Origin of the sequence: Bacillus sp. CD3-5, from assembly GCF_006349665.1 — a bacterium.
In the GTDB taxonomy this organism is placed as follows: Bacteria; Bacillota; Bacilli; order Bacillales; family Bacillaceae_G; genus Bacillus_A; species Bacillus_A paranthracis.
In genome coordinates this window covers 120,416-142,502 of the sequence record NZ_VEPX01000006.1, presented here as the reverse complement: position 1 = coordinate 142,502, position 22,087 = coordinate 120,416, and the positions used below count along the sequence as shown (strand labels likewise).

General features: G+C 35.3%; 27 protein-coding genes. 19 read left to right on the top strand and 8 right to left on the bottom strand.

Translation table 11 applies throughout. The features are described from left to right. Positions 1–14: 14 nt before the first annotated feature. The 5 genes from FH036_RS14105 (at position 15) to FH036_RS14085 (ending at position 7,315) form a co-directional block, all read left to right on the top strand. Entirely contained in the window at positions 15–1,847 is a 1,833-nt protein-coding gene (locus tag FH036_RS14105) for a bifunctional homocysteine S-methyltransferase/methylenetetrahydrofolate reductase (protein WP_000770334.1), read from the top strand. Continuing rightward, on the top strand, positions 1,847–5,245 hold the full coding sequence (gene metH, locus FH036_RS14100) for a methionine synthase (protein WP_000649696.1): 3,399 nt from the start codon (positions 1,847–1,849) through the stop codon (positions 5,243–5,245). Before FH036_RS14105 ends, metH begins: the two co-directional genes overlap by 1 nt. Positions 5,246–5,263: 18 nt before the next feature. Then, complete coding sequence (murG, locus tag FH036_RS14095) at positions 5,264–6,322, top strand: undecaprenyldiphospho-muramoylpentapeptide beta-N-acetylglucosaminyltransferase (RefSeq protein WP_000724748.1); 1,059 nt, start codon at positions 5,264–5,266, stop codon at positions 6,320–6,322. A gap of 96 nt (positions 6,323–6,418) precedes the next feature. Next, on the top strand, positions 6,419–6,679 hold the full coding sequence (locus tag FH036_RS14090) for a DUF3966 domain-containing protein (protein WP_139895923.1): 261 nt from the start codon (positions 6,419–6,421) through the stop codon (positions 6,677–6,679). A gap of 147 nt (positions 6,680–6,826) precedes the next feature. Further along, positions 6,827–7,315, top strand: coding sequence for a hypothetical protein (locus tag FH036_RS14085; protein WP_000764274.1), 489 nt, complete (start codon positions 6,827–6,829; stop codon positions 7,313–7,315). Positions 7,316–7,352: 37 nt separating this feature from the next. Here FH036_RS14085 and FH036_RS14080 read toward each other — a convergent pair whose 3' ends face one another. Further along, positions 7,353–7,664: a hypothetical protein gene (locus FH036_RS14080; protein ID WP_001080447.1), complete on the bottom strand. Its 312-nt coding sequence runs from the start codon at positions 7,662–7,664 to the stop codon at positions 7,353–7,355. A 254-nt stretch (positions 7,665–7,918) separates the two neighbouring features. Between FH036_RS14080 and FH036_RS14075 the strand changes: the two genes are divergently transcribed. Next, complete coding sequence (locus tag FH036_RS14075; protein ID WP_001008330.1) at positions 7,919–8,134, top strand: DUF3912 family protein; 216 nt, start codon at positions 7,919–7,921, stop codon at positions 8,132–8,134. A 79-nt stretch (positions 8,135–8,213) separates the two neighbouring features. Here FH036_RS14075 and FH036_RS14070 read toward each other — a convergent pair whose 3' ends face one another. The 3 genes from FH036_RS14070 to FH036_RS14060 form a co-directional block, all read right to left on the bottom strand. Continuing rightward, on the bottom strand, positions 8,214–9,608 hold the full coding sequence (locus FH036_RS14070; protein WP_048546455.1) for an L-cystine transporter: 1,395 nt from the start codon (positions 9,606–9,608) through the stop codon (positions 8,214–8,216). Positions 9,609–9,714: 106 nt separating this feature from the next. Next, entirely contained in the window at positions 9,715–9,957 is a 243-nt protein-coding gene (locus FH036_RS14065; RefSeq protein ID WP_044793797.1) for a DUF2626 domain-containing protein, read from the bottom strand. A 125-nt stretch (positions 9,958–10,082) separates the two neighbouring features. After that, complete coding sequence (locus FH036_RS14060) at positions 10,083–10,778, bottom strand: helix-turn-helix transcriptional regulator (RefSeq protein WP_044793798.1); 696 nt, start codon at positions 10,776–10,778, stop codon at positions 10,083–10,085. 205 nt (positions 10,779–10,983) lie between these two features. Between FH036_RS14060 and comGA the strand changes: the two genes are divergently transcribed. The 10 genes from comGA to FH036_RS14010 all read left to right on the top strand — a co-directional run bounded on the left by comGA (position 10,984) and on the right by FH036_RS14010 (position 16,599). Further along, positions 10,984–12,027 carry a competence protein ComGA gene (gene comGA, locus FH036_RS14055; RefSeq protein ID WP_044793799.1) on the top strand — a complete coding sequence of 348 codons (1,044 nt, stop codon included), beginning with the start codon at positions 10,984–10,986 and terminating at the stop codon, positions 12,025–12,027. Further along, positions 12,020–13,051, top strand: coding sequence for a competence type IV pilus assembly protein ComGB (comGB, locus tag FH036_RS14050; RefSeq protein WP_052587781.1), 1,032 nt, complete (start codon positions 12,020–12,022; stop codon positions 13,049–13,051). The genes comGA and comGB overlap by 8 nt, the downstream gene beginning before the upstream one ends. 11 nt (positions 13,052–13,062) lie before the next feature. Next, complete coding sequence (gene comGC / locus FH036_RS14045; RefSeq protein WP_001178694.1) at positions 13,063–13,362, top strand: competence type IV pilus major pilin ComGC; 300 nt, start codon at positions 13,063–13,065, stop codon at positions 13,360–13,362. Further along, entirely contained in the window at positions 13,359–13,814 is a 456-nt protein-coding gene (gene comGD / locus FH036_RS14040) for a comG operon protein ComGD (RefSeq protein WP_000810387.1), read from the top strand. The genes comGC and comGD overlap by 4 nt, the downstream gene beginning before the upstream one ends. After that, a complete protein-coding gene (gene comGE / locus FH036_RS14035) occupies positions 13,807–14,109 on the top strand; it encodes a competence type IV pilus minor pilin ComGE (protein ID WP_070806834.1) in 303 nt (100 codons plus the stop codon). The genes comGD and comGE overlap by 8 nt, the downstream gene beginning before the upstream one ends. Next, positions 14,079–14,549: a competence type IV pilus minor pilin ComGF gene (gene comGF / locus FH036_RS14030; RefSeq protein WP_000923058.1), complete on the top strand. Its 471-nt coding sequence runs from the start codon at positions 14,079–14,081 to the stop codon at positions 14,547–14,549. The genes comGE and comGF overlap by 31 nt, the downstream gene beginning before the upstream one ends. Beyond that, positions 14,546–14,917, top strand: a complete 372-nt coding sequence (comGG, locus tag FH036_RS14025; protein WP_000595196.1) for a competence type IV pilus minor pilin ComGG — start codon at positions 14,546–14,548, stop codon at positions 14,915–14,917. The genes comGF and comGG overlap by 4 nt, the downstream gene beginning before the upstream one ends. 175 nt (positions 14,918–15,092) lie before the next feature. Then, a complete protein-coding gene (locus FH036_RS14020) occupies positions 15,093–15,743 on the top strand; it encodes a 2OG-Fe(II) oxygenase (RefSeq protein ID WP_139895895.1) in 651 nt (216 codons plus the stop codon). 119 nt (positions 15,744–15,862) lie between these two features. Continuing rightward, a complete protein-coding gene (aroK, locus tag FH036_RS14015) occupies positions 15,863–16,360 on the top strand; it encodes a shikimate kinase AroK (RefSeq protein WP_048550791.1) in 498 nt (165 codons plus the stop codon). A 38-nt stretch (positions 16,361–16,398) separates the two neighbouring features. After that, a complete protein-coding gene (locus FH036_RS14010) occupies positions 16,399–16,599 on the top strand; it encodes a YqzE family protein (protein WP_000106079.1) in 201 nt (66 codons plus the stop codon). 67 nt (positions 16,600–16,666) lie between these two features. Here the strand turns inward: FH036_RS14010 and FH036_RS14005 are convergent, their stop codons facing one another. Further along, entirely contained in the window at positions 16,667–17,299 is a 633-nt protein-coding gene (locus FH036_RS14005; RefSeq protein ID WP_139895894.1) for a VC0807 family protein, read from the bottom strand. A 128-nt stretch (positions 17,300–17,427) separates the two neighbouring features. Continuing rightward, positions 17,428–17,544, bottom strand: a complete 117-nt coding sequence (locus tag FH036_RS14000) for a hypothetical protein (protein WP_003279814.1) — start codon at positions 17,542–17,544, stop codon at positions 17,428–17,430. Positions 17,545–17,625: 81 nt separating this feature from the next. Here FH036_RS14000 and FH036_RS13995 point away from each other — a divergent pair, with 81 nt between their 5' ends. Both FH036_RS13995 and FH036_RS27420 read left to right on the top strand, forming a co-directional pair. Continuing rightward, entirely contained in the window at positions 17,626–17,853 is a 228-nt protein-coding gene (locus tag FH036_RS13995) for a hypothetical protein (RefSeq protein ID WP_000032699.1), read from the top strand. 97 nt (positions 17,854–17,950) lie between these two features. Beyond that, the gene (locus FH036_RS27420) at positions 17,951–18,082 is read left to right on the top strand and encodes a hypothetical protein (protein ID WP_000064669.1); all 132 of its coding nucleotides are present in this window, start codon (positions 17,951–17,953) and stop codon (positions 18,080–18,082) included. A 35-nt stretch (positions 18,083–18,117) separates the two neighbouring features. On the opposite strand, the gene FH036_RS13990 is transcribed toward FH036_RS27420, so the two are convergent. Next, positions 18,118–18,912 carry a YqhG family protein gene (locus tag FH036_RS13990; protein ID WP_139895893.1) on the bottom strand — a complete coding sequence of 265 codons (795 nt, stop codon included), beginning with the start codon at positions 18,910–18,912 and terminating at the stop codon, positions 18,118–18,120. Further along, positions 18,899–20,581, bottom strand: coding sequence for a DEAD/DEAH box helicase (locus FH036_RS13985; RefSeq protein WP_001100019.1), 1,683 nt, complete (start codon positions 20,579–20,581; stop codon positions 18,899–18,901). Before FH036_RS13985 ends, FH036_RS13990 begins: the two co-directional genes overlap by 14 nt. Positions 20,582–20,972: 391 nt before the next feature. On the opposite strand from FH036_RS13985, the gene gcvT reads away from it, so the two are divergent. Next, positions 20,973–22,073, top strand: coding sequence for a glycine cleavage system aminomethyltransferase GcvT (gene gcvT, locus FH036_RS13980; protein WP_000631772.1), 1,101 nt, complete (start codon positions 20,973–20,975; stop codon positions 22,071–22,073). Positions 22,074–22,087 lie beyond the last annotated feature (14 nt).

Sequence of the window (22,087 nt, the reverse complement as noted above, 5' to 3'; positions counted from 1 at the left end):
AATGAGGGAGATTTGTGAAATTACTAGATTTATTATCAAAAGGAATTGTAATAGGTGATGGTGCGGTTGGGACGTTATTACATTCACATGGTTTGCAAAGTAGTTTTGAAGAATTGAATATATCTGATCCAGATTTAATTATATCGATTCATAAGCAATATGTAGCGGCTGGGGCAGATGTGATTCAAACAAATACGTACGGAGCAAATGAAGCGAAATTACGTATGTATGGATTAGAAAATCAAGTTACTGAAATTAATAGAGCGGCAGTAAAACTGGCGAAAGCATCTGTTACAGACAGAAATGCAATTTTAGGCACAATTGGTGGTATGAAACATATCGGGGCGGTTACGACAACTGATATGGAGCGAGAATTTATGTTACTGGAACAGGCAAGTGCATTATTAGAAGAACAGGTTGATGGACTGCTATTAGAGACTTTTTATGATGAGTTTGAATTACTTCATGCTGTCCAGGTGTTACGAAAAGAAACAAATATTCCAATTGTAGCGCAATTGGCGTTACATGAGGCGGGTACGACTCAAAATGGAAATGATGTAAATGAAATATTAAAACAGCTTTTAGATTACGGTGCAAATGTTGTTGGATTGAACTGCCAACTAGGGCCACTTCATATGACGGAAGCTTTTAAAATGATATCGATTCCGAAAAATGGTTACTTGTCAGCATATCCAAATGCAGGTCTCCCAAATTATGTAGAGGGACGATACGTATATGAGGGAAGTCCAGCTTATTTTGAAGCGATGACACCGAAATTTATTGAGCAAGGTATTCGTTTATTGGGCGGTTGTTGTGGCACGACTCCAGAACATATTGAAAGTATGAAACGTGCTACTCTAAATGTTACGCCTGTAATAGAAAAGGATACGGTTCAAAGACCGAAAGTAGTTCATACACATGAGAAACGTTCAAAAGCTCATGTCACTTTAGCAGAGAAAGCAAAAAAACAAACGACCGTAGTAGTGGAATTAGATCCACCAAAAACGTTAGATACGCAGCGGTTTTTTGAAGGCGCAAGAGCATTGAAAAGAGCTGGAGCAGATGCTATTACTCTAGCAGATAATTCATTAGCATCGCCCCGTATCTCGAATATGGCAATGGGAGCATTATTAACGAAGCACGATATTCCGGTATTGACGCACTTAACATGTAGAGACCATAACGTCATCGGACTACAATCTCATTTACTAGGATTATCAGCGTTAGGCATGGAAGAAGTGTTAGCTTTAACTGGAGATCCAGCGCGCGTTGGTGATTTTCCAGGTGCCACTTCTGTATATGATTTGTCCTCTATCGAGCTCATTAAAATGATTAAAGAAATGAACGATGGGCGTTCCGTTTTAGGGAAATCCATTGGACCGGCAACAAGGTTTTCTGTGGGCGGTGCATTTAACCCGCATGTAAGACATTTAAAAGCAGCGGTTAAGCGAATGGAACGGAAAATAGATGCTGGAGCAGAATATTTCTTAACGCAGCCAATCTATGATATCGCGTTAATTGAAGAAGTGTATGAAGCGACAAAGCATTTAGAACAACCTATTTTTATTGGAATTATGCCATTAATAAGTAAACGGAATGCAGATTTTCTTCATTTTGAGGTGCCCGGTATTACTTTACCTGAAGCAGTAAGAGAGAGAATGGATGGACATGAAACGAAAGAGGCAGCAATTGAGGAAGGGATTCGTATTTCTCAAGAATTAATCGATGCGGCGATGAAATACTTTAACGGCATTTATCTTATTACACCATTTTTAAAATATGAAATTACAGAACATCTTGTTAAATATGTGAGAGAAAAGCAAGAAGTGAAAGAAGGTATTAATTGATGAAATGTATAGAAGAAAAATTACAAAATAACATCTTAATATTAGATGGGGCAATGGGAACAATGATCCAGCAAGAGGACTTAACTGCGGAAGATTTCGGAGGAGAGGAGTACGAAGGGTGTAATGAGTATTTAGTAGAAACAAGACCAGATGTTATTTTAAAGATTCATAAAGCCTATATTGAAGCTGGAGCGGATATTATTGAAACAAATACATTTGGGGCAACCAATATTGTACTAAGTGATTATGAGTTATCTCATTTAGACGAGGAGCTAAATGAGAAGGCAGCGCGTTTAGCGAAGCAAGCAGTCGAAGAAAGCGGGAAGGAAGTATATGTTGCGGGAGCAATGGGACCGACAACGAAAGCGATTAGTGTTACTGGTGGTGTAACGTTTGAAGAATTAATTGAAGCTTATACACGGCAGGCAAGAGGATTGTTGAAAGGAGAAGTGGATGTATTACTCGTTGAGACGAGTCAAGATATGCGTAACGTGAAGGCTGCTTATATTGGAATTCAAGCGGCTTTTGATGAACTAAATACAGTTGTACCTATCATGATTTCGGGAACGATTGAACCGATGGGAACGACTCTAGCTGGGCAAACAATTGAGGCTTTTTACTTATCGGTAGAACATATGAAGCCATTATCTGTTGGATTAAACTGTGCGACTGGTCCGGAGTTTATGAGAGACCATATTCGTTCTCTATCTGATTTATCGGAGTGTTACATTTCTTGTTATCCAAATGCAGGTCTTCCTGATGAAGATGGACATTATCATGAATCTCCATCCTCGCTTGCCGAGAAAGTGAAGCGATTTGCAGAAGAAGGATGGGTTAATATTATCGGTGGTTGTTGTGGTACAACACCAGAACATATAAAAGCAATGAAATCCGCATTAATGTCTCTTAAACCTCGTGAACAGCAAGAGAGAGCGGGACATGGGGTTAGTGGATTAGAGGCACTGCAATATGATGACTCTATGAGACCGTTATTTGTTGGTGAAAGAACAAATGTTATTGGATCACGTAAATTTAAAAGATTAGTAGCAGAAGGGAAATTTGAAGAGGCTGCTGAAATCGCTAGAGCGCAAGTGAAGAAAAATGCTCATATTATTGATATTTGTATGGCAGACCCGGACCGCGATGAAATAGAAGATATGGAAAACTTCTTGGCAGAAGTTACGAAAGTGTTAAAAGTACCGATTATGATTGACTCAACAGATGAACATGTGATGGAGCGAGCTCTTACTTATATTCAAGGGAAAGCTGTTATTAATTCAATTAATTTAGAAGATGGAGAAGAGCGATTTAAAAAAGTGACACCGCTTCTTCGTAAATATGGTGCTGCAATTGTAGTTGGAACAATCGATGAAGATGGAATGGCAGTAAGTGCGGAAAGAAAATTAGAAATTGCGAAAAGAAGTTATGAGTTATTGACGACGAAATATGGTATACGCCCATCAGATATTATTTTTGATGCACTTGTATTTCCTGTAGGGACAGGTGATGAAGAGTATATTGGCTCGGCGGCTGCGACGATAGAAGGGATTCGCCTTATTAAAGAAGCATTACCAGAGTGTTTAACGATTTTAGGTGTAAGTAACATATCATTTGGTTTACCACCAGCTGGTCGCGAAGTGTTAAATTCCGTCTTTTTATATCATGCAACGAAAGCAGGGTTAGATTACGCGATTGTAAATACGGAAAAATTAGAGCGCTATGCGTCAATTCCTGATGAAGAAAAACGCCTTGCAGATGCATTGCTTTTTGAAACGACGCAAGAGACGTTAGAAAAATTTACAAACTTCTATCGCGTGGCAAAAAAGAAAGATGTTGTTGTCCAAGAAACATTAACACTTGATGAAAGGCTCGCAAATTACATTGTAGAAGGTACGAAACAAGGTTTACACGAAGATTTAAGTCTCGCACTTACAGAAGGAAGAAAACCTTTGGATATTATTAATGGCCCACTTATGACAGGAATGGATGAGGTAGGACGATTATTTAATAATAATGAGCTTATCGTTGCTGAAGTATTGCAAAGTGCTGAAAGTATGAAAGCTGCTGTAAGTTATTTAGAGCCACATATGGAATCTAGCGATAGTGCGAAAAAAGGGAAAGTATTATTAGCAACTGTAAAAGGTGATGTGCATGATATTGGGAAAAATCTCGTTGAAATTATTTTAGCAAATAACGGATATGAGATTATTAATTTAGGAATTAATGTTCGCTCGGATCGAATTGTGCAAGAAGTACAAGAAAAGAAGCCTGATATTATAGGTCTTTCTGGTTTATTAGTAAAATCGGCGCAACAAATGGTAACGACTGCTGAAGATTTAAAAGCGGCGGATATTGATATTCCAATTGTTGTAGGCGGGGCAGCGTTAACGAGAAAGTTTACAGATAATCGCATTTCGCCATCTTATAAAGGGCTCGTATGTTATGCGAGTGATGCGATGACGGGGCTGGATATTATTAATAAGCTTCAAAAAGAAGAAGAGCGTGAGAAGATGAAGCAGGATAAAAAAGAACGTCATCTTCATATCGTAACAAAAGAAGAGAAGAAAGTAGAAATTCCAGCAGTAATTGAGCCATTGCCGAAGGCTGAGGTTATCGTGCCGGATTCAACAAAACGAATTGTATTAAGAGATGTTCCTGTTTCACATCTCGCGCCATTTCTAAATAGACAAATGCTGCTTGGACATCACCTTGGCCTAAAGGGAAGTGTGAAGAAACTTTTGCGAGAGGGAGATAAAAGAGCGCATGAATTAAATGATTTAATAGATGAATTATTGCAGGAAGGACAATCTTGGTTAAAACCAAAAGCGGTGTATCAATTTTTCCCAGCGCAAAGCGACGGACAGAATATTGTAATATATGATCCAGAAGATCATACGCGTGTTATAGAGCGTTTCACATTCCCAAGACAAGGAAAAGCACCATATCGTACTTTAGGTGACTATTTACGCCCAGTTGGAGATGAAATGGACTATGTTGCTTTCCTATCTGTTACGGTTGGAGAAGGTGTTCGTGACATTGCTGAAGAGTGGAAAGCGAAAGGTGATTATTTACGCAGTCATGCTATTCAATCGTTAGCGCTCGAACTAGCAGAAGGACTTGCTGAAAAAACACATATGCTCATTCGCGATCGCTGGGGGATTCCAGATTCGCCAGAATTGACGATGGAAGAACGCTTCCGTACGAAATATAGAGGGATACGAGTGTCCTTCGGTTATCCAGCATGTCCAGAACTCGCAGATCAAGAAAAGTTATTTCGCTTAATTCATCCAGAGGAAATAGGTATTTCATTAACGGAAGGATTTATGATGGAGCCAGAAGCGTCTGTAACGGCTATGGTATTTTCTCACCCCGAGGCAAGATATTTTAGTGTATTATAGTCTAGAAGGGGGAGACGTATGAAAAAAATAGTCTTTACAGGTGGCGGTTCGGCAGGGCATGTAACACCTAATTTAGCCATCATTCCACATTTACAAGAACAGAATTGGGATATTTCTTATATTGGTTCTCATCAAGGAATTGAGAAAACGATTATAGAAAAGGAAGGTATTCCGTACTATAGTATTGCGAGCGGAAAGCTACGCCGTTATTTTGATTTGAAAAATATAAAAGATCCTTTTCTTGTAATGAAAGGTGTTATGGATGCGTATGTAAGGATTCGAAAACTAAAACCGGATGTGATTTTTTCAAAAGGTGGTTTCGTATCTGTACCAGTCGTAATAGGCGGATGGTTAAACAGGGTACCAGTTTTATTACATGAATCTGATATGACGCCAGGACTAGCAAACAAAATTGCGCTCCGTTTCGCTTCGAAAATATTTGTTACATTTGAAGAAGCTGCGAAACATTTACCGAAAGAAAAAGTAATTTATACAGGATCTCCTGTACGTGAAGAAGTACTAAAGGGAAATCGTGAAAAAGGTTTAGCATTTTTAGGTTTTTCACGTAAAAAGCCAGTTATTACAATCATGGGAGGAAGTTTGGGCGCAAAAAAAATTAATGAAACGGTTCGAGAAGCGTTACCAGAACTTCTGAAAAAATATCAAATTGTTCACCTTTGCGGAAAAGGTAATCTTGATGATAGTTTACAAAATAAAGAAGGATATAAACAATTTGAGTATGTACACGGAGAACTGCCAGATATATTAGCCATAACAGATTTTGTTATTTCACGTGCGGGCTCTAATGCCATTTTTGAGTTTTTAACATTGCAAAAGCCGATGGTTTTAATTCCACTATCGAAATTTGCAAGTCGTGGAGATCAAATACTAAATGCAGAGTCTTTTGAGAGACAAGGATATGCTTCCGTATTGTATGAAGAAGATGTGACTGTGAAATCTCTTATAAAGCATGTCGAAGAATTAAATCAAAATAATGAAGTGTATAAAACAGCTCTAAAAAAATATAATGGAAAAGAAGCAATTCAAACAATCATTCAACATATTTCAGAGGCATGATGAAACAATCATGCCTCTTTTAGTAGGATGAAAGATTCCAAGAAACGGTGTTTTTATGTTACAATAGCAAATGGATTAGTAGGGAAATTCCAATTAATGAAGCGTGAAAATACGAATGGATTAGGAGTGACTGTGTTGGAGCTAAGTCTCTATGAAAATACTGCACTTATTATATGCTTTGTGTTGTACGTTGGTAGTGTTATTGTTTATATTTCAAGGAAGTTTTCGCAAGAAAGAGAGCTTGAAAAATCAGAAATAACAGCTGAACTAGAAATGTTAGCTGATGAAAGTTATAAAAAGCAAAAAATAAAAGAAGATTATGAAGCATCCCATCATTTAAACGCAAATAAGTTTTAAAGATGGGGATTTTTTTTGAAGGAGATGCAACTGAATTTGCATCTTATGTTATGAATCATGTGAAATAATAGTAACGGTATACAAGGTTATAAAAGTGATCTTTTGGGTACAGTGATGATAAGAAACATATATAAAGGAGTACATAATATGAAATTAGAAAATGGATGGGAAACGAGCTTTTTAGAAGTCGTACAAAATAGTGAATTTAAGAAAGAGGCACTTCTTAGCCAATTACTTTTTGCAGATAGTGAAGAAGTAGAAGAGCTTGTAGATGATTATGGTTATGAAGAAATCATTGACCGCGAACATGATGATGAATTAGCTCATATTTTAGGAGAAGAACTTTTTAGTGAGATGGAACGACACGTATTCTTATCTTCACAGTCAGAAGAAAAACTTATTTCATTCGTAAATGGATTAGGTTTTCATGTGTTAGATTGGATCGTTCTTCTTGAAACAGAATTTGGCATCGATAGTGCACACTTTACGTCAGATGCTGTGAAAATGTTAGAAAAGCGCTTTAGACAATTTCCATACATAGAGGATAAGACAATTTTTGATATGACATTTGGAGAAGCAATGGATGTATTAGAGTCTATTACAGGATTACAACTGAAAGAAAAGATGAATGTATAATGTAAAAAAAGAACGTGAGGTAATCACGTTCTTTTTTTTACATTATAATAATTTTATCATCTAGTTTCGTTTGTCCGCTAAGAAGTGCGTTTAAATATTCCACTTTTCTTATACAGGCTTGTATATGTCTTTCAACCTCTTGTAACTCTGCTTGGTGATGCGTTTCAATAGGATGAATTTGTACGTTGAATTTTTCAAATTGACTACTATATGTTATTTCTGCATAGCCGCTCATAATATCTGTTTCGTTATGAAATAAAAATTGCTTCGTTTTGTCACAGAATGATACATTCTGAAAGCCATATACTTTTAATGCTTCAATTACTTTTTTTATCATTTTTCTATTCATTTTTTTTAACCCTCTTTACGAAGTTCTACTTATACATTATAACATAAAAAATTACATAGAAAGCGCTTCCAAGTGTATTTTATTATAAACTTTACGTTTCAATCACAAAAATGAAACAAAGAAAAAATAATTGTAAAGAAGGGAGGACTCTTTTATTGTTTCGTCATATATATAGAGAAATAGTGCAATGAAAGGAAATTTTCCGAGGTGGAGATCGTATTTCCAATTTGAGCGCAGTAAAAGAGGTGAAGATCTTGAACTTTGATATTGTAGGACAAAAAGCATATATAAAAGATGGACCGCATCGGAACCGAATTGGAATTGTAAAGAAAAACGAGACAAAATTAGAATCGCAGTTTGCTATTGTAATTGGAGAACAAATCATTGATGTAGAGCTAAAGGATATCGTATTAGTTGGAGTAGACGTAGGACAATTTCATAAATGGTGCGAACAAAATGGTTATTTGTGAAAAGGACGGGCTGTGAGATAAAGAGGAAGATGAAAAGAACTAAAAAAGGACGCTAACCGTTTTGTTAGCGTCCTTTTCATTATGAAGCAATTTCACCAGTTTTTGTATCATCTTGATTGTACGTATCTTGATCTAATTCACCAAGCCATTTACTAGAAATAAGACCTGCTGTCATAGAACCACTTACGTTAAGAGCTGTACGCCCCATATCGATTAATGGTTCAACTGAGATAACAAGAGCGACAATACCGATTGGTAAGTTCATTGTAGATAGTACGATTAACGCTGCGAATGTTGCACCGCCACCAACGCCGGCAACACCGAATGAGCTAATCGCAACAACAGCGATTAAAGTTAAAATAAATTGTGGTTGTAATGGATCAATTCCTACAGTTGGAGCGACCATCATTGCAAGCATTGCTGGATAAATACCTGCGCAACCGTTTTGTCCGATAGATACTCCAAATGATGCTGCGAAGTTTGCAATCCCTTCAGAAATACCAAGTTTTTCTTTTTGAGCTTCAATATTTAATGGCATTGCACCAGCACTAGAGCGAGATGTGAATGCAAATGTTAATACAGGGAACACCTTTTTCAAATATTGAATTGGATTTAAACCAGATAGAGCAATTAATAATAAGTGGATAACGAACATTATGATAAGTGCCACGTAAGACGCTAACACGAAGTTACCAAGTTTTAAAATAGCATTTATGTCGCTACCAGCAACTGTTTTTGCCATAAGAGCTAATACGCCGTATGGAGTAAGACGTAAAATTAATGTTACCATACGCATTACAATTGCATATACAGCATCAAGCATTTTCTTAAATAGCTCTGCTTGTTCTGGATATTTTCGTTTTACACCTATAAAGGCGATACCGATAAATGCTGCAAATATTACAACAGAAATTGTTGAAGTTGGACGAGCACCTGTTAAATCAAGAAATGGATTTGTAGGTAACAGCTCTAATAATTTATCTGGAATTGTTGTCTTCTCAATAGAAGTAAATCTTTCTTCAACTAGCTTCAGACGAGCAGATTCTGCATCACCTTGTTGCAGACCAGTTGCAGATACATCAAATCCTGCACTTGCAGCGATACCGACAGCTGCAGCAATTCCTGTAGTCAGAATTAAAATTCCGATAATAAGACCACTAATTTTACCAAGGTTTTTCGTTAACTGTAATTTTGTAAATGCTGAAATAATAGATACTAAAATAAGTGGCATAACGATCATTTGAAGTAACTTCACATAACCGTTACCGATTAAGCCAAACCAAGTATTTGATTCAATAATGACTTTAGAAGTTGGCTCATAAATAAATTGTAATATAAGACCGAAGATAATTCCGACTCCTAAAGCGGTAAATACACGTTTATTAAAAGATACATGCTTACGTTGCATATAATATAATACGCCAACTAAAATGAGCATGACTGCAACGTTAATTCCGACAAGCAGTGTATTCATGATGATTCCCCCTAATTCCAATCTGTTATATAGAATATAAATCAATAAAACCTATAAGTCAACTAGGGAATTCCGGAATTAAAAAAAGATGGCGAAATGCCACCTTTTAATGTCCAGCCCCTGGGACAAGTAAAAACGTCGTGTAGTATGTAAATCCTATGAAGAAAACAGTCAAATATGCCCCGAATACGTATATATACATACGCTCTGTTAATTTTAAATAGCTTAAAAGTACGAAGAATCCTGTTTGGCCTAAAAATAGTAGTGCAGCCGAATGCATATCCCCTACGTAAAACATAACCGAGAAAATTCCAGTCCAAAAGCCGAGAACGCGAAACATGCGCTCCATGCCATCTCCCTCCTTTTCTAAAAAAAGTAAACCTCACTTCATTATAGATTATTTTTCTTACTATTGTAAATATTCGTTCATATAAAAAGAAGCCAATTATAATTGGCTTCTTTTTATATGAGAAATTAAATTGTTAGTTTATAATTACAAGATTTACATCCATCTAGTAAACTATCGTTTCGTGTTAATTCCGTGTTAGGGAATAGGATTTCAAAAATCCCTTTCATCATATCTCCGTGCATATTACAAATTTCAGTTGGATGATGAACGGCAACTTCTTTAAATGGACAATTGTGTACATCATAGAAAATTTTCGTTCCATCTGCACTTAATTCAAATGCGGGTGATAAGCCAGCTGTCGAAAAGGCTTCTTTTGCAATTTGAATTTTTTGTTCCACTGTTAAAGCATCTTCACTCACATTTAAACGCTGCATATGTTGTTGCATTAATTCGGCCCCGAATTGTTTCCCTGTTTCGTAGAGCGCTTTTTCACCAGCAGTACCAAGGCTAAGTAAAGAATTAAACGCGATTTTTGCTAACAATTGATAGTCACGGAATGGAAATTGTAATTGGATAACATCTTCAGATAATACATATAATCTGCTTGGTCTTCCGCCTTTTCCAGTTTTCTTCGTTTCGGATTTCAGCATATGAACATCTTCTAATTTAGATAAATGTAAACGCGCTACGTTTGGATGAATTTCAAACTCATCTGCAATTTCTTGTACAGTTACGTAACTATGTTTTTGAGAAATATATTTATAAATGTAATAACGAGTTGGGTCAGCTAAAACACCTGTAATTTTTAAAGCTTGTTCCATGAGGATCTCCACCTTTATCACTTTATCCAAGATAATAACATTATAATACAGATAAACATGAGTATAGGTAATTTCAGACAATAATTCGGAAATTGTTCATAATTTCACAAACATATTTTTCCTTTTTCATCTAGTGAAAATGCAAAAATACCGATTTTTCAGATGGATTTCTTCATGCTATATACATAGTGGGGAGGGAAAAATGATGAATGGAATTGAAAGCTTTGCGAATATGATTTTAAAAGAAGCGTGCAGGGTACAAGCGTCGGACTTACATATTGTGCCCCGGCAGAAGGATGTAGTGGTTCAGTTGCGTATAGGAAAAGATTTAATGACGAAACAATGCATTGAAAAGGAGTTTGGAGAAAAACTTGTTTCACACTTTAAATTTTTAGCATCCATGGATATAGGGGAGAGGCGGAAGCCACAAAATGGCTCACTGTATTTACAAATGGACGGACAAGAAGTGTATTTACGTCTTTCCACGCTTCCAACTGTATATCAAGAAAGTCTCGTTATTCGTCTTCATTTACAAGCATCTATTCAGCCGTTATCTCATCTTTCGTTATTTCCAAGTACAGCGAAGAAACTACTTTCTTTTTTACATTATTCCCATGGGTTACTCGTATTTACTGGACCGACTGGGTCGGGGAAGACAACAACAATGTATGCATTATTAGAGGTAATTAGAAAAAAGAAAACACGCCGCATCGTTACACTGGAAGATCCAGTTGAAAAAAGAAATGACGGTGTATTACAAATTCAAATAAATGAAAAAGCAGGTATCACATATGAGGCGGGACTAAAGGCTATTTTGCGTCATGATCCAGATGTTATTTTAGTGGGTGAAATTCGTGATGAAGAAACAGCAAAAATCGCTATAAGAGCAAGTTTGACTGGCCATTTAGTAATGACGACATTGCATACGAACGATGCGAAAGGAGCAATACTTCGGTTTATGGACTTTGGCATAACGAGGCAAGAGATTGAACAATCTTTATTGGCTATAGCTGCACAGCGACTTGTTGAATTGAAGTGTCCGTTTTGTAAAAGAAAGTGCTCAACTGTATGTAAATCAATGAGGCAAGTAAGGCAAGCGAGTATTTATGAGTTGTTATATGGATATGAGTTAAAACAAGCGATTAAAGAAGCAAACGGGGAATGTGTCACGTACAAGCATGAGACATTAGAGTCTTCGTTGCGAAAAGGATACGCTTTAGGATTTTTAGAAGAGGATGTTTATGTTTAAGAAAATATGGAGTTTAAGTGATCAAGTAATATTACTGAAACGATTAGGAGAACTATTAGAAAAAGGATACTCTCTTTTGCAGGCATTAGAATTTTTACGGTTTCAATTACCTTTAGAAAAGAAAGTACAATTGCAGCGCATGATTGATGGATTAAAAAATGGAAAAAATCTACACGATTCTTTTCATCAATTAAAGTTTCATCAGGAGATGTTAAGCTATTTATTTTATGCCGAGCAACATGGTGATATTTCTTTTGCGTTGCAACAAGGGAGTGCACTTCTTTATAAAAAGGATAAGTATAGGAAAGATATGATGAAAATAATGCAGTATCCTATGTTTTTGGCGTTCTTTTTAATAATCATGATTTTGATTTTTAACCGCATTTTATTACCACAAGTTGACATGGTATATAGTTCATTTGGTTCTACAGCACCGTTATTCACAGAACAAATATTAAGTACAATTAAGCTACTACCCTATCTTATTTTTAGCACTATTTTTATTGTTATGGTGGGTTGTAGTGTATATATATTGTACTTTCGGAAACTCCCGCATATGAAGCAGATAAAAATTTTGCTTCGTATCCCCCTTGTAAAAACATTTCTTATTTTAAAGCATTCGCATTATTTCGCTACTCAATTGAGCGGCTTATTACACGGAGGACTATCAGTACTTGAGGCTCTAACAATAATGATGGAGCAAAAGTATCAGCCGTTCTTTCAGTATGAAGCGGGCCGAGTTAAACACCAATTAATTGCGGGAGAACCGTTGCAATCTATTATTGCTAAAAGCGGATATTATGAGGAAGAGCTTTCTTATATTATTACACATGGTCAAGCAAACGGTAATTTGGCGATTGAATTAGGTGATTATAGTGATCTGATTATGGAAAAGATGGAGCAAAAAATTAAACGTATGTTAGTGATTATTCAACCGATTTTATTTACGTGTATTGGAGCAATAGTTGTTCTTATGTATTTAGCGATGATTATGCCAATGTTTCAAATGATGAATTCTATATAGGAGGCATTTACATGCAGAATGAGGAAGGGTTTACCCTTTTAGAAATGTTATTAGTTATGGTCGTCATCACTGTATTATTACTATTAATTATTCCAAATGTAGTTACGCAGCGCTCATCCGTCGAAGGAAAAGGATGTAAAGCCTATGTGAAATCTATAGAAGCGCAAATACAAGTATATCAACTACAACATAATAAAATTCCCTCGCTAAAAGAGCTAATTGATGGGAAATATATTACAAAGGATGAGTGTCCGAATGGTGAAGCTATTCATATTTCCAATGATGGCACGGTAACAAGTGGGAAACTGTGAAGCAAAAAGGTTTTACACTTTTAGAAATGCTACTCGTTTTATTTGCCATTTCTGTATTAAGTATGGTCACGTATTTTCATGTACATTCATTATACGAAAAACAAAAAATCGAACAATTTTTAAGACAGTTTTCAAATGATATTTTGTATATGCAACAATTAGCTATAAACCGTCAAAAACACTATACATTACGATGGCATAAAGATAGACATATGTATTATATAGGGGAATCGAGTACGGATCATTCTATCATTAAAAGAGAATATGATAGCGATATACAATTGGATTTGAATACTTTTCCAAATCCGATGACATATAATCCGAGTGGGAATATTAATAGAGGTGGCACGATTTTACTTTCGTATCGAAGTTATAAATATGAGATTGTATTCCAGCTTGGAAGAGGGAGATTTACGTATCGTGAAATGTCAAAAAGGGTCAGTGATGGCTGAAATGCTTGTAGCATTAAGTATAGTAATGATGATGGTATCTTTACTACTTCCGCAAACAGTATTGATTATGCAAGAACGAAAAAACATACAAATTCGTTATAAGGCATTTGTATTATTAAAAAAAGAAGCAGCTTTATATATGTATGAGAATGAGGCAAAACAACAGAAAGAAAAAGTCATAAATGGAAATGTATATTACACATATTGGGGAGGAAATGAAGTTTGTGCGATGTGGAAAGATGTGAGAGGAAAAATGATGGAACAATGCTTTTATGCGGGAGAAAAAATGAATTAGAAGTTGGATTTACATTAATTGAAATGATCGTATGTTTTTTTCTGTTATCACTTTTCTTTTTACTCTTACCACGTCTAAGCTTTATTGGAATAGAAAACAAGCAATCAAAAGGGTTAAATAATTGGGAATGGGATGTGTTTGTAGGACAAGTACAGTTAGAGTTTCGTGAAGTATCATTTGTGGAAAAAATAGTTCCTGAAAATAGAGAGAGTATGTTGCGCTTCCGTCTTCGCACTGGAGATGAAGTGACGTATGAAAAATTGAATAATCACCTTATAAGAAAAGTGAACATGCGCGGAAGAGAAGTTATATTACAAAATGTTGAAATGGTTTCGTATGAAGTAACACCTCATTTGCTCTTTATCAATGTGAAAGATAGGAGCGGGAAAAAATATGAAGGTGTAGCTATAAGGTATAGCGAAATGGGAATACATGTATGATAAAACAAGATGGATTTACGATGCCAGGAACAATCATTTTTCTTATATTATTAACTTCGTTCTTTATATACGAAACGAATATGTTGCTTATAGATAAAAAATTTTATATTGAAATAGAGCAAAAGTTTGTACTGGAGGAAATACTAAATCAATCTATTACAAATATAAAAAAAGACTTACGGCAAAAAGAAAAGGAAGATACTTTTTTCTTTTCATATGAAAAGGGCGAAGCGAGTGGAAATTACGTATTTGAAAACGACGTTATTCTCGTTTCATTGCAGTGCAAAATAAAACAGGAAGTTTTCTATAAAGTAAGCTTTCGGTATAGAAAAAAAGATGAGAAAATATTCGATTGGATAGAAGGATAGTATGTGAAATATATGGATAAAAAACCATGATTTATCATTTGAAAATAGGCTGTTTTTTAAAAGGAAATGGATAAATAAAACAATTAAAAGTTTAAATTTTCTCAAAAAAGAGAAAGGTAGAAAGAATATGATATATTCATGCTATCCAATCATTATTTTTAGGGAGAATAGGGAAATGACAAACAACTATCAAATAGGTGAAAATAAGGAACAAACTATTTTTGATCATAAAGGAAATGCAATTATGACAGAAGATAGGGAAATACAAATTATTTCAAAATTCGAAGAACCTCTTATTGTCGTGTTAGGAAATGTATTAAGTGATGAAGAGTGCGATGAATTAATTGAATTGTCTAAAAATAAATTAGCGCGTTCTAAAGTTGGTTCATCACGTGATGTAAATGATATTCGAACGAGTAGTGGTGCATTTTTAGATGATAATGAACTTACTGCGAAGATTGAAAAACGAATTTCATCTATCATGAATGTTCCTGTTTCGCATGGAGAAGGATTACACATTTTAAATTATGAAGTGGATCAACAATATAAAGCACACTATGATTATTTTGCGGAACATAGTAGATCAGCTGCTAATAATCGTATTAGTACGCTTGTCATGTACTTAAATGATGTAGAAGAAGGCGGAGAAACTTTCTTTCCGAAATTAAATCTTTCTGTGCACCCTAGAAAGGGAATGGCAGTATACTTTGAGTATTTCTATCAAGATCGATCACTAAATGAGCTTACGTTACACGGAGGGGCACCTGTAACGAAAGGTGAGAAATGGATTGCAACACAGTGGGTGAGAAGAGGTACTTATAGATAAAGCGAGTATGTTACGTTTTGTTCTTCAGTGTATAAGAAGAACAAAACGTTTTTTTATTAAATAAAGAAGCATCTTTCGTTATAATAACAAGTAATACATGACGATTGAGAGGAACGAAAATGAAATCTATATACATAACCGGCTATATGGGAGCTGGGAAAACAACAATTGGAAAAGCATTAAGTAAAGAACTTCATATGGATGTTGTAGATACAGATCAAAAAATTGAAGAGAAGCAGGGAAAAGTAATTCGTGATATTTTTGCCGAAGAAGGTGAAATGGCTTTTCGGGAATATGAAAGTGAAATGTTATGTTCACTACCTGTTGATAATGTAATCATTACAACTGGTGGTGGAATCATTGAGCGAGAGGAAAACCGAAAGTGGATGAAGGAAAATGGAACTGTCGTGTATTTATATTGTGATCCACATGTAATTGCAGAAAGGCTTCGTGAAGATACGACACGTCCACTATTTCAGAAGAAAGATATAGATGCATTTGTAACGAAATTCGAATCGCGCCGAGCTTATTATGAAGAGGCTCATATTCATATCGATACGACGAATAAGTCTGTAAAGCAAATTATGAATGAATTAAAAGAAAAGATTAATGAATAAGAAAGTGGACATACTAATCAAGTAGAGGTGATGATAATATGTCTACTAATGATTATGTTCGCTTTGTGACACAACAGTTTGTGTCGTATATGGATGCTCCAAAAGAAGATCGTAAACAAAAGAAAGAACAACGCCGTGCTGAAAAAGAGCCATTTATGAATAAGTGGTTTGGTGTTATGCCGCTAAGTGCTGCTTTGTTTTATCAAAACGTAAAAAATAAAAGAAAAAAATCAAGTTAAAGATTTCGTAATATGTGTAGCAAAATGAAAATCCCCTAGTAGCATCATACTACTAGGGGATTTTCATTTACTGCATAGACTCTTTTTCTTCTGTAATGGCATGTATTTTATTGTTCACCCAGACAAATCCAATTCCGATACAAATGGAAATGCCCCATCCAACAGCGGTCATAATTGCTCTCATTTCACCGTAGCCATCTACACCGAAAACAGAGATGAAATAAATTTTTAAGAAGCTTTTTAATATGAATTGGAGACCGAAAAAGAGCGTTAAATATTGCAATGATGGATAGATACGACTATCACGATACAGTTCACGACTTTTATCACGGTCATGGCCTTGCAGTGCAGCAATATCTGCTGCGAAATATAACATAAGTGGTTTTTTTATAAAAATTGTACATATAACGATAATACCGAGTACGATGTGATAATACGCATCGTTCCACAACATTCGTTCAGCTGATCCAGATAATAGATCTACCGTTGTATTAGAAATGAGTGTAATTAAAATAAAGAACCCTGTCACGTTAAACTGCTTTTCTTTTTTAAAGGTATACAGTGTATAAATAATTCCCGGAACAGAGGAAAGTAACATCGCGTAATACGGATCGATATAAGGTTTTGCGAATTTCCAAATGAGGAATGGGATTACGAGATAAAAGACAAGATCTAATATAGCTTTTTTATTTTGATTCATATACAGCCTCCTTAAGTCATACATATATTTTATAATATAATTTCTGAAAATTGTATAAGGTTTATTGAAAAAAGAAAAAGTATATGATTAGTAGATTGAAAAAATTGCCCCTAGCGTAGTAAGTTTTTTTAGTATATAATAAAGGAAACGCTTTCATTTTTAGTTTGTTCACAAAATGGACGGAAAATCACATATTTACTATCGATATGTTGCTTTATAATGAAACTAATTAAATATACATGCATACAATATTGTGAAATAAATAACATAAATAATTTATATAAATGTAAACGTTATCACGTTATCAAAAGAGAGAGGTGGAGGCAATGAGTAAATTTTTCTTCAATCATAATCCAGCAACAGTAGAGGATGGAAGGCTTGTTGAATATGCTGAAATTATTTATGGAGAAGGCGGCCGTTCTGTATTAGAAAATTTAATGGTGAAGGCATCTATCAGATTGCGTGATCGTTATCCGAATAAATCTGACGAGCAGATCTCGAACCTAGTAAATAAAGGCATCCATGATATGTTTCAAAAATATGTGAGTGAGTAAGAGTAGCTATTGGCTACTCTTATTTTTTTGTATAAGGATGGTGTCTCTAGCTGAAAATAAGGGTGTATTTTGAAAGATATAAAAAGGAGGGGAAAAGATGAGCAATGGAATTGGCCGTTCAAAAGAAAATCTTCCAACTGATGCTAATCATGTGAGCGCAAAGGATCGTGCGTATCAAAAACGCATGGCAAAGCAAAAACAACAAGAGCGTAATGGCGATAGAGGATAACTAAAAAAAGCTCCTTCTAAAACAGAAGGGGCTTTTTAAGTTAGAAAATGATTCGCGGTAACATAAAAGAGTCCACCGTTAATAATTTGTACTGTAATGCGGGGTTCATATTGTTCTTGCAAAGCTTGCTTTTCAATTTCATAGCTTTCGGGAAGTTCATTACTTTCTTCATAAAAACGATTTAAAAGGTCTAAATCGTGATTCCAGCGCACTCTTGCTTCTTTCGCCCACGTATGGTCATCTTCTGCAATGATATTTTTTAAAGCGTCCTCTATACGTTGTAAACCGCTTTGCGGTTTAATAATAGGCGAGAGCGTAAAACAAAAGTCAGGTATTTTCGGTGTAAGTTTAATTTTCGTTAATGTTTCATGAAAGTTTGCAATCATTGTGCCAGAAATAAGATGAATGCCAATCGAGTGGAGGATATCTTTTTTTCGATCACATTGATAGGAAACTTTTATATTTACACCGAGCCACGGATGGAGCGGTGTATGCGTTGCTCCGCTATGCCGTACTTCCTCATATAAGCGTATGTAAGAGCCTAATTCTTTTGTCGTTTGAAAAATTTGATGAAGACGTGGTGAACCGTAGTGAATAAGTTCACCATCGTTTTCTTCATTTTCTGGATTTGTAATAAGAGTAAGGCGCATCGGATTCGGTACGCCTCCTGTCTTCTCAAGATAGTGCCAATAAAAAGGACGGTTCATTAATAATTTATCCATCTCAATTGTTAATTGCACATCCAATAGATGAGGAGAACGTTCTAAAATTTCACAGTTATTCGCCTCAAAAAAATTGTATAAGTAATTATGAATTTCATGTTGCTGCATAGCCTTGCACCTCAGCTTCATTTCGCTTCGCAAAGTCGATAATAGATGTTAAGTTTTCCATCTTAATTCGGATTTCTCCTTCGCTTTTTGATTGCGCAAATATTTCTTGAATGTGTGCGTCGATGTTTTTCATATTAATTCTCGTTAAAATTTCATCAAGTTCACCGATCACACGCTCAAATAAATTAATTTTTTCATATAACAGTTTCAAAATATGTTCTTCCACAGTGTGTTTTGTAGCTAAGTTATAAATATGAACATCATTCTTTTGACCAAGGCGGTGAATACGTCCGATTCTTTGTTCAAGGCGCATTGGGTTCCATGGTAAATCGTAATTGATCATATGGCTACAAAATTGTAAGTTAATTCCTTCACCACCAGCTTCCGTTGCGATTAGCACTTGCGCATGATTTTGGAAAAGTTCCTTCATCCAATCTTTCTTTCCCCGTTTAAATCCGCCGCGGAATGGGACAGAAGAAATACCGTGCTGTTGTAAAAACCATTGTAAGTACATTTGTGACGCTCGGTATTCTGTGAAAATGACGACTTTATCGTCAATTTCTTTTATAAGCTCTAGCGCTTTATTTGCTTTTGAGTTAAAAGGAATACGGTTAATTTTGTCCATTAGCACATCAATATGCGGATCTTTTACGTAATTCTCATTTTCCTTCTGTCGTTTTTCTACATGTTTTTTTAATGAATAGTAAACGGCCTCGCGACTACTACACGCTTCCCGTTTTAAAGTTAATGATGAGAAAGCAGATGTGAAGGCGTCTTGTCCTCGCCAATTTTCGATATCATTATATAGAGCTTGCTCTTCTTCATTAAACTCAACAAAAATTGTACGTACATGTCTCTTTGGCCAATCAATCCCGGTATTATGACGCCGATTTCGGACCATTACTTTGTTAATAAGAGCTTTTAAATCTTCATCAGATTCGGCTGAACGATTTTTTGAAGCATAATATTCTTCAAAATTGGATTGATTGCCTAAATGTCCTGGTTTTAATAAAGAAACGAGGTTGAAAATTTCATCAATCTTATTTTGAACAGGAGTAGCCGTTAATAATAAACAAAATTTCTTTTTTAATCGCTGTGCAAATTCATAGTTTTTTGTTTTATTATTTTTAAGTTTATGTGCTTCATCGATAATAATAAGGTCATATTCTAAGTTCAAAACGATATCACGATGTGGTGAACGTTTTGCAGTATCAATTGATGATACAATCACATCGGCTTGTTCCCACGAGTAGCTTTTCTTTTGAGCTACAGCTGGAATGAAAAACTTTGTATTTAATTCGTATGCCCATTGTGATACGAGAGAGGCTGGAACGAGTATAAGTACTTTTTTCACAAGGCCGCGGACCATATATTCTTTTAAAATAAGTCCAGCTTCAATCGTTTTTCCAAGTCCTACTTCATCTGCTAGAATCGCTTTACCATTCATTTGTTCAATAACATTTTGAGCGACTTCTAATTGATGAGGAAGTGGTGTGAAATGGGATAAATGTTTCGGTGCTTGTAATCCATCAAAAGTAGGAACAAGTAATGATTTTTCTGTTTCATAAGCTAAATGATATAAATCCCAGTTTGTCCAAGGACCATCTTCATCAATTCTATTTAAAAAATTGTTTTGCCACGTTCGATCTATGGAAATATCGACATTCATTACGACTCTCCCACCTTTTATAAACTAAAGTAATTATGAAAAAATCTTTAATATATAAGCCTTGTAATAAGGCGCTATTACACTTACTGAAAGGTAAACAATAAGTAAAGATAAAGGACTAAATCTTAAAAACTGTATGTAATAAGATTAAGCGTAAAAAATTCTAAATTATTTTTTATGCTAGAATATTGATGAAATATAGCGAATAATGTTAGGATAATGGTGTGAAATGTGTGGAATCTTTCGTATTTTATCCAAGAAAGTGATTTTTTATTTACGCTTTCATAAAAAAATATAATGAGATTCCGTATATCCTATCTTTTTAGAATGAAAATGTTTAGAAATGAGTAACAACTTTTATTGATTTGTCAGAGCATAAGGGGGAGAGATCATGATTACATTACAACGTACACCGTTATTTGATGTATACGCGAAGTATGGTGGGAAAACAATCGACTTCGGTGGTTGGGAGTTACCAGTTCAATTTTCAAGCATTAAAGAAGAACATGAAGCTGTACGTACAGCGGCAGGTTTGTTCGATGTGTCTCATATGGGAGAAGTTGAGGTAAAAGGTGTAGATAGTTTAGCATTTTTACAACGTGTTGTTACAAATGACGTATCTACCTTAAAGGTAGGGGGCGCACAATATACAGCAATGTGCTACGAAAATGGTGGTACAGTAGATGATTTATTAATCTACAAACGTGGTGAAGAAGACTATTTATTAGTTATCAACGCATCAAATATCGAGAAAGATTACGAATGGTTAGCTAGCCATGTAATTGGCGATGCGACAGTAGTCAATGTTTCTAGTGAAGTTGCACAGCTTGCAATTCAAGGACCAAAAGCAGAAGGCATTTTACAAAAAGTTGTGTCAGAAGATTTGAAAGAAATTAAGTTCTTTAAATTTAAAAACGATATTCTTGTAGATGGAATTCCAGCACTTGTATCTCGTACAGGTTATACAGGTGAAGATGGATTTGAAATTTACTGTAAGAGTGAAGATGCTGCAAAACTTTGGGAGAAACTTCTTGAAGTTGGAGCAGAAGAGGGCTTAAAACCATGTGGTTTAGGTGCTCGTGATACACTTCGTTTCGAAGCAACATTACCACTTTACGGTCAAGAATTATCAAAAGATATTACACCGGTTGAAGCTGGGATTGGCTTTGCGGTAAAACCAAATAAAGAAGCAGACTTCTTTGGGAAAGCGACTTTAAAAGAGCAAAAAGAAAACGGTGCGCCTCGTAAGTTAGTCGGCATCGAAGTAATCGAACGTGGAATTCCTCGTACGCATTACCCTGTATTTATTGGAGAAGAAAAAATCGGGGAAGTAACGAGTGGTACACAATCTCCAACGTTAAAGAAAAGCATTGGTTTAGCACTAATTGATGTAAAATACGCAGCAGTTGATACAGAAGTAGAAATTGAAATTCGTAATAAACGCGTCAAAGCAGTAGTTGTTCCAACACCATTTTATAAACGTTCAAAGTAACGGGGAGAGGGGTA

What these genes read in the sequence shown, in the direction of transcription:
- FH036_RS14090 (WP_139895923.1), top strand. Translation starts at nt 6,419, where the DNA reads ATGAAGCGTGAAAATACGAATGGATTAGGAGTGACTGTGTTGGAGCTA.
- murG (WP_000724748.1), top strand. Translation starts at nt 5,264, where the DNA reads ATGAAAAAAATAGTCTTTACAGGTGGCGGTTCGGCAGGGCATGTAACA.
- comGA (WP_044793799.1), top strand. Translation starts at nt 10,984, where the DNA reads ATGAATGGAATTGAAAGCTTTGCGAATATGATTTTAAAAGAAGCGTGC.
- aroK (WP_048550791.1), top strand. Translation starts at nt 15,863, where the DNA reads ATGAAATCTATATACATAACCGGCTATATGGGAGCTGGGAAAACAACA.
- comGE (WP_070806834.1), top strand. Translation starts at nt 13,807, where the DNA reads ATGGCTGAAATGCTTGTAGCATTAAGTATAGTAATGATGATGGTATCT.
- FH036_RS14005 (WP_139895894.1), bottom strand. Translation starts at nt 17,299, where the DNA reads ATGAATCAAAATAAAAAAGCTATATTAGATCTTGTCTTTTATCTCGTA.
- FH036_RS27420 (WP_000064669.1), top strand. Translation starts at nt 17,951, where the DNA reads ATGAGCAATGGAATTGGCCGTTCAAAAGAAAATCTTCCAACTGATGCT.
- FH036_RS14060 (WP_044793798.1), bottom strand. Translation starts at nt 10,778, where the DNA reads ATGGAACAAGCTTTAAAAATTACAGGTGTTTTAGCTGACCCAACTCGT.
- FH036_RS14020 (WP_139895895.1), top strand. Translation starts at nt 15,093, where the DNA reads ATGACAAACAACTATCAAATAGGTGAAAATAAGGAACAAACTATTTTT.
- gcvT (WP_000631772.1), top strand. Translation starts at nt 20,973, where the DNA reads ATGATTACATTACAACGTACACCGTTATTTGATGTATACGCGAAGTAT.
- comGC (WP_001178694.1), top strand. Translation starts at nt 13,063, where the DNA reads ATGCAGAATGAGGAAGGGTTTACCCTTTTAGAAATGTTATTAGTTATG.
- FH036_RS14080 (WP_001080447.1), bottom strand. Translation starts at nt 7,664, where the DNA reads ATGAATAGAAAAATGATAAAAAAAGTAATTGAAGCATTAAAAGTATAT.
- FH036_RS13990 (WP_139895893.1), bottom strand. Translation starts at nt 18,912, where the DNA reads ATGCAGCAACATGAAATTCATAATTACTTATACAATTTTTTTGAGGCG.
- FH036_RS14085 (WP_000764274.1), top strand. Translation starts at nt 6,827, where the DNA reads ATGAAATTAGAAAATGGATGGGAAACGAGCTTTTTAGAAGTCGTACAA.
- FH036_RS14010 (WP_000106079.1), top strand. Translation starts at nt 16,399, where the DNA reads ATGTCTACTAATGATTATGTTCGCTTTGTGACACAACAGTTTGTGTCG.
- FH036_RS13985 (WP_001100019.1), bottom strand. Translation starts at nt 20,581, where the DNA reads ATGAATGTCGATATTTCCATAGATCGAACGTGGCAAAACAATTTTTTA.
- comGF (WP_000923058.1), top strand. Translation starts at nt 14,079, where the DNA reads ATGCTTTTATGCGGGAGAAAAAATGAATTAGAAGTTGGATTTACATTA.
- comGB (WP_052587781.1), top strand. Translation starts at nt 12,020, where the DNA reads ATGTTTAAGAAAATATGGAGTTTAAGTGATCAAGTAATATTACTGAAA.
- FH036_RS13995 (WP_000032699.1), top strand. Translation starts at nt 17,626, where the DNA reads ATGAGTAAATTTTTCTTCAATCATAATCCAGCAACAGTAGAGGATGGA.
- comGG (WP_000595196.1), top strand. Translation starts at nt 14,546, where the DNA reads ATGATAAAACAAGATGGATTTACGATGCCAGGAACAATCATTTTTCTT.
- FH036_RS14070 (WP_048546455.1), bottom strand. Translation starts at nt 9,608, where the DNA reads ATGAATACACTGCTTGTCGGAATTAACGTTGCAGTCATGCTCATTTTA.
- FH036_RS14065 (WP_044793797.1), bottom strand. Translation starts at nt 9,957, where the DNA reads ATGGAGCGCATGTTTCGCGTTCTCGGCTTTTGGACTGGAATTTTCTCG.
- metH (WP_000649696.1), top strand. Translation starts at nt 1,847, where the DNA reads ATGAAATGTATAGAAGAAAAATTACAAAATAACATCTTAATATTAGAT.
- FH036_RS14000 (WP_003279814.1), bottom strand. Translation starts at nt 17,544, where the DNA reads ATGCATGTATATTTAATTAGTTTCATTATAAAGCAACATATCGATAGT.